Origin of the sequence: Streptomyces viridiviolaceus (genome assembly GCF_014650995.1) — a bacterium.
GTDB classification, from domain to species: Bacteria; Actinomycetota; Actinomycetes; order Streptomycetales; family Streptomycetaceae; genus Streptomyces; species Streptomyces viridiviolaceus.
Map to the genome: position 1 here is coordinate 56,105 of NZ_BMWA01000002.1, position 15,117 is coordinate 71,221.

At 71.1% G+C, this 15,117-nt stretch carries 10 protein-coding genes; 7 read left to right on the forward strand and 3 right to left on the reverse strand.

The window, feature by feature from the left end:
- The first annotated feature begins 124 nt into the window (after window positions 1-124).
- Window positions 125-1,621: a M1 family metallopeptidase gene (locus IE260_RS02410; RefSeq protein ID WP_189868756.1), complete on the forward strand. Its 1,497-nt coding sequence runs from the start codon at window positions 125-127 to the stop codon at window positions 1,619-1,621.
- Window positions 1,622-1,753: 132 nt separating this feature from the next.
- Window positions 1,754-3,247, forward strand: a complete 1,494-nt coding sequence (gene hflX / locus IE260_RS02415; RefSeq protein ID WP_189868757.1) for a GTPase HflX — start codon at window positions 1,754-1,756, stop codon at window positions 3,245-3,247.
- A gap of 94 nt (window positions 3,248-3,341) precedes the next feature.
- Here the strand turns inward: hflX and IE260_RS02420 are convergent, their stop codons facing one another.
- Both IE260_RS02420 and IE260_RS02425 read right to left on the reverse strand, forming a co-directional pair.
- The gene (locus tag IE260_RS02420; RefSeq protein WP_189868758.1) at window positions 3,342-4,559 is read right to left on the reverse strand and encodes a trypsin-like serine peptidase; all 1,218 of its coding nucleotides are present in this window, start codon (window positions 4,557-4,559) and stop codon (window positions 3,342-3,344) included.
- A gap of 180 nt (window positions 4,560-4,739) precedes the next feature.
- Window positions 4,740-5,972: a trypsin-like serine peptidase gene (locus tag IE260_RS02425; protein WP_189868759.1), complete on the reverse strand. Its 1,233-nt coding sequence runs from the start codon at window positions 5,970-5,972 to the stop codon at window positions 4,740-4,742.
- Window positions 5,973-6,276: 304 nt separating this feature from the next.
- Here IE260_RS02425 and IE260_RS02430 point away from each other — a divergent pair, with 304 nt between their 5' ends.
- The 4 genes from IE260_RS02430 (at window position 6,277) to IE260_RS02445 (ending at window position 12,930) form a co-directional block, all read left to right on the forward strand.
- On the forward strand, window positions 6,277-7,821 hold the full coding sequence (locus IE260_RS02430) for an aminotransferase class III-fold pyridoxal phosphate-dependent enzyme (RefSeq protein WP_373303304.1): 1,545 nt from the start codon (window positions 6,277-6,279) through the stop codon (window positions 7,819-7,821).
- A gap of 143 nt (window positions 7,822-7,964) precedes the next feature.
- The gene (locus IE260_RS02435) at window positions 7,965-9,863 is read left to right on the forward strand and encodes an IucA/IucC family protein (protein WP_189868760.1); all 1,899 of its coding nucleotides are present in this window, start codon (window positions 7,965-7,967) and stop codon (window positions 9,861-9,863) included.
- A 48-nt stretch (window positions 9,864-9,911) separates the two neighbouring features.
- Window positions 9,912-10,664 carry a GNAT family N-acetyltransferase gene (locus IE260_RS02440; RefSeq protein WP_189868761.1) on the forward strand — a complete coding sequence of 251 codons (753 nt, stop codon included), beginning with the start codon at window positions 9,912-9,914 and terminating at the stop codon, window positions 10,662-10,664.
- Window positions 10,665-10,953: 289 nt separating this feature from the next.
- Window positions 10,954-12,930: an ATP-dependent DNA helicase gene (locus IE260_RS02445; protein WP_189868762.1), complete on the forward strand. Its 1,977-nt coding sequence runs from the start codon at window positions 10,954-10,956 to the stop codon at window positions 12,928-12,930.
- A 164-nt stretch (window positions 12,931-13,094) separates the two neighbouring features.
- On the opposite strand, the gene lexA is transcribed toward IE260_RS02445, so the two are convergent.
- Window positions 13,095-13,874, reverse strand: coding sequence for a transcriptional repressor LexA (gene lexA / locus IE260_RS02450; protein ID WP_055419865.1), 780 nt, complete (start codon window positions 13,872-13,874; stop codon window positions 13,095-13,097).
- A gap of 565 nt (window positions 13,875-14,439) precedes the next feature.
- On the opposite strand from lexA, the gene nrdR reads away from it, so the two are divergent.
- A complete protein-coding gene (nrdR, locus tag IE260_RS02455) occupies window positions 14,440-14,991 on the forward strand; it encodes a transcriptional regulator NrdR (protein WP_189868763.1) in 552 nt (183 codons plus the stop codon).
- Window positions 14,992-15,117 lie beyond the last annotated feature (126 nt).

The window sequence follows — 15,117 nt, forward strand, 5'->3', positions numbered from 1 at the left end:
AGCCGCCGTCCGCGCCGGGACCGAGCCGGTACCGGACCGGCCGAAGGCCGTACGAAGGACCCGTTCGGGTGCGCCGGGCGCGCGCCGTCGCCGCAGCGCACGCGCGCGCTGATAGCCGTGGGGCATGCTGCACACCCCCCACGCCCCGACATCCCGCCCCCGCGCGAGCAGCCGTCGGCTCAGGGCGGCGCTGCTGGCCTCGGCCGTCTCCGTCTGCCTGGTCGCCGCGAGCGCCCCGCCGGTGCCGCTGGGCGTCGGCGACCGCCTCTTCCCGCACCTGGGCAATCCCGGGTACGACGTGGCGGCGTACGACCTGTCCTTCACCTACTCCGGCAAGAACGACGAACCGCTGAAGGCCGTCACCACGATCGACGCCCGGACCACGGCCGACCTGGACCGGTTCAACCTCGACTTCGCCCACGGAAAGGTCGAATCGGTCGAGGTCGACGGCGCTCCCGCCTCCTTCACCCCGGTCGGCGAGGACCTCGTGGTCACGCCCGTGGACGCGCTCGAGGAGGGGGAGAGGATGCGGATCACCGTGCGGCACAGCAGCGACCCGGTGCCACCGAAGAAGCGCGAGGGCGGCTGGGTGCGCACCGCCGACGGTCTGGCCATGGCCAACCAGGCCGACGCCGCCCACCTGGTGTTCCCCTGCAACGACCACCCCTCCGACAAGGCGCTGTTCACCATCCGTGTCACCGCCCCCGACGGTCACACGGCCGTCGCGAGCGGCGCGCCGGCCGACGTCGACCGGGCCGGCGGGACGACCACCTGGACGTACCGGACCAGGCACCCCATGGCCACCGAGCTGGCCCAGGTGTCCATCGGCCGCTCCGCGGTGCTGCACCGCACCGGCCCGCACGGACTGCCCGTACGGGACGTCGTGCCCGCGGAGCACCGCGCGGCACTCGAACCCTGGCTGACGAAGACCCCCAGCCAGATCACCTGGATGGAGAGCAAGGTCGGGCGCTATCCCTTCGAGACGTACGGCCTGCTCGTGGCCGACACCGTCACCGGCTTCCAGCTCGAGACCCAGACGCTCTCGCTCTTCGAGAAGGACCTCTTCACCGAGCGTGCCTACCCCCGGTGGTACGTCGAATCGATCATGGTGCACGAGCTGGCCCACCAGTGGTTCGGCAACAGCGTCAGCCCGCACCGGTGGTCCGACCTGTGGCTCAACGAAGGACACGCCACCTGGTACGAGGCCCTCTACGCGCAGGAGAAGGCGGACAAGCCCCTGCGGGCGCGGATGAAGGCCGCCTACGGAGCCTCCGACGGCTGGCGCGCGGCGGGCGGACCGCCGGCCGCTCCCAAGCCCCCAGAGCCCGGCAGCAAGATCGGCATCTTCCGGTCCAACATCTACGACGGAGCCGCACTCGTCCTCTACGCCCTGCGCCAGGAGATCGGCAGCCCGGCCTTCGAGCGCGTCGAACGGGCCTGGGTGACCCGGCACCGGGACGCCACGGCCACCACCGCGGACTTCGTCCGGCTCGCCTCCGAGATCGCCGGCCGTGATCTGGGCGGCTTCCTCCACCCGTGGCTGTACGGCGAGAAGACCCCGCCGATGCCCGGCCACCCGGACTGGAAGCCCTCGGCGGCAGGCGGGGCGCGCACCGAATAAGCCGGTGACGAGACGCCCCGTTCCGTGCGACCATCTTCGTGACGGCGCGGCACGGGAGCCGGGAATCTCCCCGGCGGCTCGTGCGTTGTGAAGAGTGCCGCACCATTCGTTTCCCAGCTACGTAAGGATCCAATGACCTCCTCTTCTTCCCCTTCCCAGGACACCAAGCGTCTCGCGCGCGACTACCCCGAGGGCCTTCGGGCCGATGCCCTGATGGAAGAGGACGTCGCCTGGAGCCACGAGATCGACTCGGAGTGGGACGGCGAGCAGTTCGACCGCTCCGACCGCGCGGCTCTGCGCCGGGTTGCGGGCCTCTCCACAGAGCTCGAGGACGTCACCGAGGTCGAGTACCGTCAGCTCCGTCTGGAGCGGGTCGTCCTCGTCGGCGTCTGGACCTCGGGAACCGTGCAGGACGCCGAGAACTCCCTCGCCGAACTGGCCGCCCTGGCCGAGACCGCGGGCGCACTGGTGCTCGACGGGGTCATCCAGCGCCGCGACAAGCCCGACGCGGCGACCTACATCGGCTCCGGCAAGGCCGATGAGCTGCGAGACGTCGTCCTCGAAACGGGCGCGGACACCGTCATCTGCGACGGTGAGCTCAGCCCGGGCCAGCTGATCCACCTCGAGGACGTCGTCAAGGTCAAGGTCATCGACCGTACGGCCCTGATCCTGGACATCTTCGCCCAGCACGCCAAGTCCCGAGAGGGCAAGGCCCAGGTCGCGCTCGCGCAGATGCAGTACATGCTGCCGAGGCTCCGCGGCTGGGGTCAGTCGCTGTCCCGGCAGATGGGCGGCGGCAAGGGCGGCGGCCTCGCCACCCGTGGCCCCGGTGAGACCAAGATCGAGACGGACCGGCGCCGGATTCGCGAGAAGATGGCGAAGATGCGCCGGGAGATCGCGGAGATGAAGACCGGCCGCGAGATCAAGCGCCAGGAGCGCAAGCGCCACAAGGTGCCGTCCGTCGCCATCGCGGGCTACACCAACGCCGGTAAGTCCTCGCTGCTCAACCGCCTCACGGGCGCGGGCGTGCTGGTCGAGAACGCCCTGTTCGCGACCCTTGACCCGACCGTGCGCCGGGCCGAGACCCCCAGCGGGCGGCTGTACACGCTGGCGGACACCGTCGGCTTCGTCCGGCACCTGCCGCACCACCTGGTCGAGGCGTTCCGCTCCACGATGGAGGAGGTCGGCGAATCCGACCTGATCCTGCACGTGGTGGACGGTTCGCACCCGGCTCCGGAGGAGCAGCTGGCCGCCGTGCGCGAGGTGATCAGGGATGTCGGCGCCACCGACGTGCCCGAGATCGTCGTGATCAACAAGGCCGATCTGGCCGACCCGCTGGTGCTCCAGCGGCTGATGCGGGTCGAGAAGCGGTCCATCGCCGTCTCCGCGCGCACCGGCAAGGGCATCGACGAACTGCTCGCCCTGATCGACAACGAGCTGCCGCGCCCGGCCGTCGAGATCGAGGCGCTCGTGCCGTACACGCACGGCAAGCTGGTCGCCCGCGCCCACGACGAGGGCGAGGTCATCTCCGAGGAGCACACCCCGGAGGGCACCCTGCTCAAGGTGCGGGTGCACGAGGAACTGGCGGCGGAACTCGCCCCGTACGTTCCGGCGCAGCTCGCCTGACGCCCGGTCCGGCAGCCGACTCCGTGAAGGCAGCCGATCGCGGGAAGGCCCGCCACCTGTTCACCGCAGGGGGCGGGCCTTCGTCGCGCGGGGCTCACTGACCGCCGTACGCCTTGCTCATGCTCTGGTACATCGCCTCGGCCTCCCGACCCAGCTGGGGGCCGGCCAGCCAGGTGCTGTCGGCCGGGCCGATCGAGGTGTTGGAGACCAGCTTCGTCTCGCCGTCCACCACCCGGAACCAGCCACCGCCGGACGAGCCGCCCGTCATGGTGCAGCCGATGCGGTACATCGTCGGCAGGGACGGGCTCAGCGACAGCCGTCCGGGCCGGTCGACGCACTGGAACATCGTCAACCCGTTGTACGGCGCCGCCGCCGGGTAACCCCAGGCACCGATGCTGGGGACCTCGGTCGCGGACGGGGCGGAGAAGTCCACCTCCAGCGCGGCGCCGACCGTCTCCTCCAGGGATTTGCTGCCCTGCTCGGGCTTCACGTGCAGTACGGAGTAGTCGTACGGGGCCCCGTCCCCGCCGGTCTCCGAACCGCCCTGGATCCACTGGTTGGAGGTCGAGGCCCAGTCGGCCCACCAGGTGCCGTACGGAGCCATCTCCGTCGTGGTGGCGTCGGCCAGCTCCGCCTCGGACTTGCCGAGGTCGTTGTACGACGGCACGAACGCGATGTTGCGGTACCAGCCGCCGCCGCCACCGGCGTGCACGCAGTGGCCGGCCGTCCACACCAGGTTGGACTTGCCGGGGTGGTTGACGTCCTTGATGACCGTGCCGGAGCAGACCATCGAGCCCTCGGGGGAGTCGAAGAAGACCTTGCCGACCGGGGCCGCGTTCTCGTGGTACGGCGTCTTCTCCGCCTCGGCCTCGACGGGGGCCGGCTCCGGGTCACTGACGCCCTGGTCTGCGGCGGCGTCCTGCGTGGTGATGGTCTTGTCGGCCTCCTTCGCGGACTTCATCCGCTCCGGCTTCCACAGACCCTCGATCATCGGGTTGACGAAGTCCTTGGCCTCACTGAGCCACTTGTCCTTGTCCCAGTCCCGCCAGCCTCCGTCCTTCCACTCGTCGACGTCGATGCCGTTCTCCTTCAGCCGGTCCGCGATGTCGGCCGGTATCTCGATGTCGCCGTCGCCACCGTTGCCGGCGTCGGCGGCCCGGGAGGCGGCGCCACTGGGCCTGGCGTCGGCCTTGTCCTTCTCCCCGCCGCCACAGGCGGTCACGGTGAGTGCCAGGGCCGCGACCAGTCCGGCGGCGGCCAGTACGGTACGTCGCCCGCGCCGTGGCGCGGCGAACGCGTGAGTGGAACGCATGGTGCGATGACCCCCGTTGGAACGTCGGATATCCACTTATGTCATGTGCTTGTCATTGAGCGAGGTCGTCGGCCGGCACTTCCCGACCGGTGCCCCCAGCGCTCGTGGAGCGGGCCGAACGGCGGTGAGTGGTCCAGTCGGCCGGGCCGTCCCCCACCGCCGTCGGTGATCAACGACCGCTCACTGGCCGGCGAACTTTCCGCTGACCGCCTCGTACACGCCCTTGGCCTCCTCGCCCAGCCGCGGACCGGCCAGCCAGCCCGCCGTGACCGGGCCGATCGAGGTGTTGGACAGCAGGGCCGGCTTGCCGTCGGAGCCCGTGCCGACCCAGCCGCCGCCGGACGAGCCGCCGGTCATCGTGCAGCCGATGCGGTACATCGTCGGGTCCGAAGCGCTGATGGACAGCCGGCCCGGCTTGTCCTCGCACTGGAACAGCTTCTGCCCGTCGTACGGCGCCGCGGCCGGGTAGCCGATCGCCGTGACGTTCTTCGCCTGCGGCACGGCGGGCGCGTCGAAGTCCACCGGCAGCGCCGCGCCGACCGTCTCCTCCAGCGACTTGCCGTCGCTGCCCTTCTCCGGCGTCACGTGGATGACGGCGAAGTCGTACGAGGCGCCGTCGCCGCCCGTCGCACCGCCCTGCTCGATCCACTGGTCCGAGGTCTGCGCCCAGTCGCCCCACCAGACACCGTAGGGAGCGACCTCCTCCTTGGTGGCGTTCTGCAGCTCCTCGGTCGACTTGCCCGCGTCGTTGTACGACGGCACGAAGGCGATGTTGCGGTACCAGCCGCCCTTCTTGCCGGCGTGCACACAGTGGCCGGCCGTCCACACCAGGTTGGACTTGCCGGGGTTCGCCGGGTCCTTCACGACCGTCGCCGAGCAGACCATCGAGCCCTCGGGGGAGTCGAAGAGCAGCTTCCCGGCCGTGGCGGCGTTGTCGTGGTACTTGGGCGGAACGGCCTGCGCCTGAACCGGCGCGGGCTCCGGGTCGGTGACGCCCTGGTCACCGGAGAGGTCGCTGTCGTCGACCTGCTGATCCGGCTCCTCGGCGTCCCGCATGCGGTCCGGGTCCCACAGGTCCTCGATGATCGGGTTGACGAAGTCCTGCGCCTCGCGCAGCCAGTCGTCCTTGTCCCAGTTCTTCCAGGCGCCGTTCTTCCACTTGTCGACGTCGATCCCGTGTTCCTTGAGCTTGTCCTTGATGTGGTCCGGGATCCTGATCTCGCCGTTGCCCTTGCCGTCGTCCGCGACGGACGCGGAGGCCGAGGCCTCGCCGCCCGCCTCGGCGTCGCCCTCGCAGGCGGTGACGGTGAGCGCGAGTGCCGACGCCAGCGCCACGGCGGCCGGCAGGGGGAGGGTTCTGCGCCGCCCACTCCTGTGTCCGCGAGTGGTGAACGACGGCCGTATGGATCGCATGGTGGTGACTCCCCCTGCTTGAGCGAACGTGGTGCAGCGGCCGTGGTCTCGCATCTGATCCCGCGTCGGGTTCCTACGGACCGCACGGCGCCCTGGAACGGCATCACACACTATGCGCTCGCTGTGGGGGAGTTCCGACGGAACGGCAACGGTTACGTCACGGCAAGGATCTTGAAGCAACCCGTAACCCCGTCAGCGGTCCGGGGTTGGTAGCGGCAGGGGCCTGCTGTCCTGGTGCGGTCCCCTGTGCCGATGGCGACACGATGCGTCGACTCGCCTGTGGACAGCGGGAGGACAGGGAGCCGTGGCGGAATCCGCGTACGGGGTGTTGGCGTCCGGTGAGGTCGGAACCTGTGCAGGCGCGGCCGAAGGACCCGGTGGGACAGCAAAGTCGGCGCGGAACGCTGCGCAGAGGGCCGGAGAGAAGGCGCCCCCGGGAGCACGTACTGTCCGCGAGGCGGTCCCCAGGCGCCAGCCGGCGCGCGAACCGGCAGCACGCACCTACGCGCGCGCCCTGCCGATCGTTCCGGTCCGCGCCCGTGGCCTCACCATCGAGGGCGCGGACGGACGCCGCTACCTCGACTGCGTCTCGGGCGCCGGGACACTCGCCCTCGGACACAACCACCCGGTCGTGCTGGAGGCGATCCGCAAGGTCCTCGACTCCGGCGCCCCGCTTCAGGTCATGGATCTGGACTCCCCTGTCAGAGATGCCTTCGTCACCGAACTGCTCCGCACACTGCCGCCCGCACTCGCCGACCGGGCGCGCGTGCGGTTCTGCGGACCCGCCGGTACGGACGCGGTCGCAACCGCCGTCGGGCTCGTCCGGTCCGCGACCGGGCGAACCGTGACGATCACGTTCTCCGGCGCCCGCGACGCGGTGACCGGCCTGGACGAGGCCACGCCCGACGACGCCCCGCGCACAGGGGCCGCGCGGCAGCCGTATCCGCAGGACCTCCGCTGCCCGTACGGCGTCGTGGACGAGCGCGAAGCCGAACTCGCCGTCCGCTGGATCGAGTCCGCCCTCCACGAGGCCGGGCCGGACGGGCGGCCGCCCGCCGCGGTGCTGCTCGATCCGGCCCAGGGCGGGGGCGGCTTCGTTCCCGCATCCGATGCCTGGATGCGGCGCATGCGGCAGATCACCGCCGACCGGTCCGTTCCGTTGATCGTCGACGAGACCGAGACCGGCGTCGGGCGGACCGGTGCCTTCTGGGGTGTGGAGCACAGTGGTGTCACCCCCGACGTGATGGTCCTCTCCAAGGCGATCGGCGGCAGCCTGCCGCTGGCCGTCGTGGTCCACCGTGACGATCTCGGTACCTGGGAGCCCGGCGCCCATGTCGCCGCCTTCCGCGGCAACCAGCTCGCCATGGCCGCAGGCACGGCGACCCTCGCCCACGTCCGCGAGAACCGGCTCGCCGAGCACGCGGCCACCCTCGGATCCCGCCTCCTTGCCCAACTCGGGACACTGGCTGGTGAATTCGCGTGCATCGGTGGCGTGCACGGGCGGGGCCTGATGACGGGGATCGAGCTGGTGGCTCCCGAGAGCGAACCCAGCACCGTCACCGAACGGCCCCACGATGACCGCGCCGCCCCAGCGGTCCGGTCTCCGCGCCCCGCTCGCCCCGCCTCCTGCGAACTCGCGGCCGCCGTCCAACGGGAGTGCCTGCGCCGAGGCCTGATCGTCGACCTCGCAGGCCGCCGCAGCAACGTCGTACGGCTGCTGCCGCCCCTGACGATCACCGACGAGCAGGCGGCGGCGGTCCTCGACCGACTGGCCGACGCGGTACAGGCGGTGGCCCGCGACCACGCCGGTCAGGCTCCCCCGCGACTCCGACGTCGACCGGCTCCGTGACCCGGCGACGCCTCGGCGGACGGTCGCTGCCGCCCTGCCGGATCCGTCGCCGACGGCGCCGGCGCCCGCAGAGTTCACCGTCACCGCAGCCGCCGTCTCGCCCCCGCCGCGGTGCCGGACACCGCACCTCACGAGGACCCGCCATGAACACCATTCCCGCACCCCAGGACCACGCCCACGCGCCGGAAGCCGCCAAGGCGTTCCCCCGCCAACAGGGGTCCCCGCAGGAGGACGTGACGCCCGGAGGCTTCACCGACCCCTTGGACCACGCGGACCCGCGCACCGCCGCCCAGGCCGCCGCCCTGGAGAACCTGCTGCGCTGCTGGGCACGGGAGACCAACCTGTCCGCCCCCGACGACGGCATCCTGCACATTCCGCTCCCCGCCAGCGGTACCTCCCTGCTCGTTCCCGTCCACTACTGGTCCCCGACCGGCCGGCACCGTTTCGGTCTCCCGCGCCTGGCCGCCGCTCCCGAGCCCGCCCCACCGGCGGACGCCGTCACGGTCGCCGCACTGCTCGTCCGGGAGAGGGCAGGCGACACGGCCACCGGCCACACCGACCCCGACGGCGCGGACCTCGTCGCGCGCGTCGCCGACTCCGTCCGCCGGACCGCCGTGTTCATCCGCGACCGCCGGGAGCACCCCGGCGACGGCCCCGATCTCTTCCTCGCCGCCGAGCAGGCTCTCGTCCTCGGACACCCGCTGCATCCGACACCGAAGAGCCGCGAAGGGCTCACCGAGGCCGAGACACGGCTGTACTCACCGGAACTGCGTGGCTCCTTCGCTCTGCACTGGATGGCTGTCGCTCCCTCCGTACTCGCCACCGACTCGGCGTGGACCGAGCGCGGCCGCCCCGTGAGCGCTGCCCGGCTCACCGCACGTCTCGCCGGTTCCGGGCCGACGCTGCCGGACGGATACGCGGCCCTGCCCCTGCACCCCTGGCAGTTCCGCGAGGTGCGGAACCGACCGGAGACCGAGGCTCTGCTGAAGGCGGGACAACTCCGGGACCTCGGCGCACACGGTGCTCCCTGGTGTCCCACCTCCTCCCTGCGGACCGTCCATCGCACCGGTGCCCCGGTCATGCTCAAGCTGTCTCTGGCCCTGCACATCACCAACTCCTGCCGTGAGAACCTCCGCAAGGAACTGCACCGCGGCGTCGAGGTCCACCGCCTGCTGCGCAGCGGCCTGTCCAGCCAGTGGCGTGCCGCACACCCCGGCTTCGACATCGTTCGCGACCCGGCCTGGCTCGCCGTCGACGCACCGGACGGCACGCCCGTGCACGGGCTCGACGTCGTCATCCGGCACAACCCGTTCCGCCCCTCGGACGACGTCTCCTGCATCGCCGGCCTCGTCGCGCCGCGGCTGAGCCCCCGCGAGGGCAACACAGCGGGCACCGCGGACGCACCGGCGCCCGGACGCGCCGAGCCCTCCCGACTGGCCGAACTCGTCACCCACCTCGCCAGGCGGACCGGCCGCTCCCGCGAGGCGGTCGCTGCCGAGTGGTTCCTGCGCTACCTCGAACACGTCGTACGCCCCGTGGTGTGGCTGGACGGTGAGGCCGGAATCGCCCTGGAAGCGCACCAGCAGAACACGCTGGTCCTGCTGGACGCCGACGGCTGGCCCACAGGCGGTCGCTACCGAGACAACCAGGGTTACTACTTCCGGGAGTCCCGACGTGCCGACCTCGACGCCCGCCTGCCCGGTGTCGGCGAACACAGTGACACCTTCGTCCCTGACGACGTCACCGACGAGCGCCTCGCGTACTACCTCGCCATCAACAACGTGTTCGGCCTCATCGGTGCCTTCGGCTCCCAGCACCTCGCCGACGAACGACTCCTGCTCGCCGCCTTCCGTCGCTTCCTGGCTGAACTCGCCTCAAGGCGCAGCCCCTTGCGGAGTTCGCTGCCCGCCCGCCTGCTCGACTCGCCCGTGCTGCGCTGCAAGGCCAACCTGCTGACCCGGCTCCACGGCCTCGACGAACTCGTCGGCCCGGTCGACACCCAGTCCGTTTACGTCACCATCGCCAACCCCCTTCATCCCTGAACCAACCGAGGCCCTTGCCCGACCCCGCCCCCTGAGAGGAGCGACGCCGTGCCTCCCACCGATGCGAGCGCCGACGCCGGTACCGCCCCGACCGCCGACACCAGCGCTGATCCGGGTCCCGGGAAGGGCACGGACAGCGAGGACACACTCGACCTGCACCTGCCCGACGAGCTCTCCGTGCTGCTCGCAGCGGAGGAGACCGTCGGCGAAGGACCGCTCGACACCGGCGACGACCTGCTCGGCCGCGTCGGCGACTGGGGCCCGACCGTCACCCCGGCCGGCGTGTTCCACCTCGTCCCGGTCCGTCTCCAACGGGATCTCGCGCTCATCAGCCGCTGGATGAACGACCCCGCCGTCGCCGCGTTCTGGGAGCTGACCGGGTCCCAGAGCGTGACCGAGCACCACGTACGGGCGCAGCTCACCGGCGACGGGCGCAGCGTCCCGTGCATCGGCGTGCTGGAGGGCACACCGATGAGCTACTGGGAGATCTACCGGGCCGATCTCGACCCGCTCGCCCGGCACTACCCCGCGCGACCCCATGACACCGGCATCCACCTCCTCATCGGCGACGACGCCGATCGTGGACGAGGCATCGGGGCAACCCTGATCCGGGCCGTCGCCGACCTCGTACTCGACCAGCGGTTCACCTGCGCACGTGTCCTCGCGGAACCCGACCTTCGCAACACCCCCTCCGTCGCCGCCTTCCTCAGCGCAGGCTTCCGGTTCTCCGCCGAGGTCGACCTGCCCGCCAAGCGAGCCGCCCTCATGGTCCGAGACCGGTCCCTGCGCCATCTGCTGTAGCGCTGTGCCGCAGCACCATCACTTCTGATACACCGCTCGAGCCGCCGCGGTTCCCGCCGGCGCGTCGCGAGTCTGCCCGCCGGCGCCGTTCGCGTACGTCTCCGCCATCCGTCGGCGCCTGCCGCGCCGCCCCGCCGCCAAGGAGCCGCCCCTTGTCCCCGCCCCTTTCCGTACCTGTGGTCCGCGCCTCCTCCTCTCGCACACCCCTCCTGCCCCTGACGCCCCTCAGGTCCCTGCTCCCCGCCGTGATCGCCCGTTTGTCAGTCCCGGGCCGTAGGGTGGTCGCGCTATGACGAAGCCCTCACTCCCCGAACTCCTGCACGCTGCCGTCACTGCCGTCGGCGGCACGGAGCGTCCCGGCCAGGTGGCCATGGCCGAATCCGTCGCGGAAGCGATCGACGGCGGATCCCATCTGCTGGTCCAGGCCGGCACCGGCACCGGCAAGTCGCTGGGCTACCTCGTGCCGGCGCTCGCGCACGGGGAGCGGGTCGTCGTGGCCACCGCGACCCTGGCCCTGCAGCGCCAGCTGGTGGAGCGGGACCTGCCGCGCACGGTCGAGGCACTGCACCCGCTGCTGCGCCGCCGCCCCGAGTTCGCGATGCTCAAAGGCCGGTCGAACTATCTGTGTCTGCACCGCCTCCACGAAGGCGTACCGCAGGACGAGGAGGAGGGCCTCTTCGACCAGTTCGAGGCCGCCGCGCCCACCAGCAAGCTGGGCCAGGACCTGCTGCGCATGCGGGACTGGGCCGACGAGACCGAGACCGGAGACCGCGACGACCTCACGCCCGGCGTCTCGGACCGGGCGTGGTCACAGGTGTCGGTGTCCTCGCGGGAGTGCCTGGGCGCATCGAAGTGCGCGTACGGCGCCGAGTGCTTCGCCGAGATGGCCCGTGAGCGCGCCAAGCTCTCCGAGGTCGTCGTCACCAACCACGCGCTGCTCGCGATCGACGCCATCGAGGGCGCCCCGGTCCTGCCGCAGCACGAGGTGCTGATCGTCGACGAGGCCCATGAGCTGGTCTCCCGGGTCACCGGAGTGGCCACCGGCGAACTGACTCCGGGCCAGGTCAACCGTGCGGTGCGGCGAGCCGCGAAGCTGGTCAACGAGAAGGCCGCGGACCAGCTCCAGACAGCCGCGGAGGGCTTCGAGCGGCTGATGGAACTGGCTCTCCCGGGCCGCCTGGAGGAGATCCCGGAGGATCTCGGCTACGCGCTGATGGCGCTGCGCGATGCCTGCCGCACGGTCATCTCCGCGATCGGCGCGACCCGGGACAAGTCCGTGCAGGACGAGGACGCGGTCCGCAAGCAGGCCCTGGCCTCCGTGGAGTCCGTGCACGACGTGGCGGAGCGCATCACGAACGGCTCCGAGTGGGACGTCGTCTGGTACGAGCGTCATGACCGTTTCGGCGCCTCCCTGCGCGTCGCCCCCATGTCGGTGTCCGGTCTGCTGCGCGAGAAGCTCTTCACCGACCGCTCGGTCGTGCTGACCTCCGCGACCCTGAAGCTGGGCGGCGACTTCAACGGCGTCGGTGCCTCCCTGGGCCTGGCCCCGGAGGGCACGGAGGGCGATGACATCCCGCAATGGAAGGGCGTCGACGTCGGCTCGCCCTTCGACTACCGCAGGCAGGGCATCCTGTACGTCGCCAAGCACCTGGCGCGCCCCGCGCGGGACGGTGACCGTGCCGACATGCTCGACGAGCTCACGGAGCTGATCCAGGCGGCCGGCGGTCGCACGCTGGGCCTGTTCTCCTCGATGCGGGCCGCTCAGCTGGCCGCCGAGGAGCTCCGCGCGCGCATCCCCGAGTTCCCGATCCTCCTTCAGGGCGAGGAGACGCTGGGCGAGCTGATCAAGAACTTCGCCGCCGACCCGAAGACCTGCCTCTTCGGCACGCTGTCGCTCTGGCAGGGCGTCGACGTCCCCGGTCCGAGCTGCCAGCTGGTCGTCATGGACAAGATCCCGTTCCCACGCCCGGACGACCCGTTGATGAGTGCCCGCCAAAAGGCGGTCGAGGAGGCCGGCGGCAACGGGTTCATGGCGGTCGCCGCCACCCATGCCGCACTGCTCATGGCCCAGGGCGCCGGCCGCCTCGTACGGGCATCGGGCGATCGCGGTGTGGTCGCCGTGCTGGACCAGCGACTGGCGACGGCCCGGTACGGCAGCTACTTGAAGGCGTCACTGCCCGACTTCTGGTACACCACGGACCGTAACCAGGTGAGGAAGTCGCTCGCCGCGATCGATGCGGCGGCACAGCAGGCGGAAACCGGGTGACCCTGGGGTGGGGGGGGGGGGGGGGGGCTTGTCGCGGTACCGCGACACCCCACCCCCGAGACGCGGTGCCGGCCGACTCCGAGCAGCACAAGGCCCCGGAACCGGCGCAGTGGTCCCGGGGCCCGATCAGGTCGGCGGGGTCTGCAGGACCACCGCCGTGGCGTTCAGACGCGGCGCAGAACGGCCACCACCTTGCCGAGGATGGTCGCGTCGTCACCGGGGATCGGCTCGTAGGCCGAGTTGTGCGGCAGGAGCCAGACATGCCCGTCCTCGCGCTTGAAACGCTTGACGGTGGCCTCGCCGTCGAGCATCGCGGCCACGATGTCGCCGTTCTCGGCGACCGGCTGGCGGCGGACAGTGACCCAGTCGCCGTCGCAGATGGCGGCCTCGATCATCGAGTCACCGACCACCTTCAGGACGAACAGCTCGCCGTCACCGACCAGCTGCCGGGGCAGGGGGAAGACGTCCTCGACGGATTCCTCGGCGAGGATCGGGCCACCGGCGGCGATCCGGCCGACCAGGGGGACGTACGACGCGGCCGGCTTGCCGGCGGTGTCCGTGGGCTGGACCGAGGCGGCCTGGTCGGAGCCTCGCACCTCGTAGGCGCGGGGGCGGTGCGGGTCGCGGCGCAGGAAGCCCTTGCGCTCCAGTGCCATCAGCTGGTGCGCCACGGACGAGGTGCTCGAGAGGCCGACGGCCTGGCCGATCTCCCGCATCGACGGCGGGTAGCCGCGCCGCTGCACGGAGTCCCTGATGACTTCGATCACCCTGCGCTGGCGGTCGGTGAGTCCGGAGCTGTCCGCCCGGATGCCTGGAGGTCGGCCCGGCAAGGAGCGCTTGTGCCCCTCTGGATTCGTGGCGTCGCTCATCGCATGCACCGGCTCAGGTCGGCCCTGGGGGCGGTCCTGGGCAGTGATGGTGGCACTGTCTGCGGTGGTGGTCACGTCGGCCCCTCTCGATGGTCTCCCTGCTGGACAACGGTAGTTGCTTTCGAAAGGTTGCGCCAAACACACGTTCGAGTGAAAAATCGCGAATCGCCCGTCGTGATCACGTCCCGAGGTGTATGGCTATCGCGGTGTCTGGCGGGCAAAAGGGCCCATTGCTGTACTCTTCACCGCCGGGGTGGCGCCCTCGTGGCTTGCCGCCCCAGTCTGCCATCCGACACCGCCCAGGGCTGGGACCGGCTCTCATCTGTGCGGTAGTCCCACGCCCCCTCCTCGCGGCGGCCACGGTATCTCCGCATGCGCCCGGGGGTGCGAGGGCGTGGCCGTGCGCACTCGCATCGGCGTGTCGGCCGTGCGGTGCGTGCGCGTACGCGCGCGACACGCGTGCAGTGCATCTGTGTATGAGCTAATCCCCACATCTAGTGGTTGGATTGCATCAGTGGCCCACAAGTTGTGGTCCCCCGGGTCTTGGAGCCCTCGGCGATCGCCTATGCTTGGGGCTGCTTCGAGGGGCTCAGTGCCCCTTCCGAGGCTATTGAGTCTGCTGTGAGGAGGGTTGGGATACATGCACTGCCCCTTCTGCAGGCACCCCGACAGCCGCGTCGTCGACAGCCGTACGACCGACGACGGCACGTCGATCCGCAGGCGCCGCCAGTGCCCCGACTGCTCCCGTCGTTTCACGACCGTGGAGACGTGCTCGCTCATGGTGGTCAAGCGGTCCGGGGTCACCGAGCCGTTCAGCCGAACCAAGGTCATCAACGGCGTGCGCAAGGCGTGTCAGGGCCGGCCCGTCACCGAGGACGCGCTCGCCCAGCTCGGCCAGCGGGTCGAGGAGGCGGTACGGGCCACCGGCAGTGCCGAGCTGACCACCCACGACGTGGGGCTGGCCATACTCGGCCCGTTGCAGGAGCTCGACCTCGTCGCCTACCTGCGATTCGCCTCCGTGTACCGCGCGTTCGACTCGCTGGAGGACTTCGAGGCCGCCATCGCGGAACTCAGGGAACAGACGGGACATCCCGGCAAGGACGGCGACGACGCCGATGCGGGGAGCCAGGAAGACGACCGCGGGTCCACGGGGGCGGCACAGGTCCCCGAGCCCGCAGGCGCCGCCGACTGACCGGCGGGCCGGACCCGGACTTCGGTTCCCGGGCCCGGCCGGGCGGCGGCGAGTGAGAAAGACCTGTTGCGGGCGGAGCGAGAGGTGCCCGCAACACCAGACAGAACACCGTGCCACGGGAACATC

Coding starts and splice junctions, on each gene's coding strand:
- hflX (WP_189868757.1), top strand. CDS start 1,754: ATGACCTCCTCTTCTTCCCCTTCCCAGGACACCAAGCGTCTCGCGCGC.
- IE260_RS02435 (WP_189868760.1), top strand. CDS start 7,965: ATGAACACCATTCCCGCACCCCAGGACCACGCCCACGCGCCGGAAGCC.
- IE260_RS02445 (WP_189868762.1), top strand. CDS start 10,954: ATGACGAAGCCCTCACTCCCCGAACTCCTGCACGCTGCCGTCACTGCC.
- IE260_RS02410 (WP_189868756.1), top strand. CDS start 125: ATGCTGCACACCCCCCACGCCCCGACATCCCGCCCCCGCGCGAGCAGC.
- IE260_RS02425 (WP_189868759.1), bottom strand. CDS start 5,972: ATGCGATCCATACGGCCGTCGTTCACCACTCGCGGACACAGGAGTGGG.
- nrdR (WP_189868763.1), top strand. CDS start 14,440: ATGCACTGCCCCTTCTGCAGGCACCCCGACAGCCGCGTCGTCGACAGC.
- IE260_RS02420 (WP_189868758.1), bottom strand. CDS start 4,559: ATGCGTTCCACTCACGCGTTCGCCGCGCCACGGCGCGGGCGACGTACC.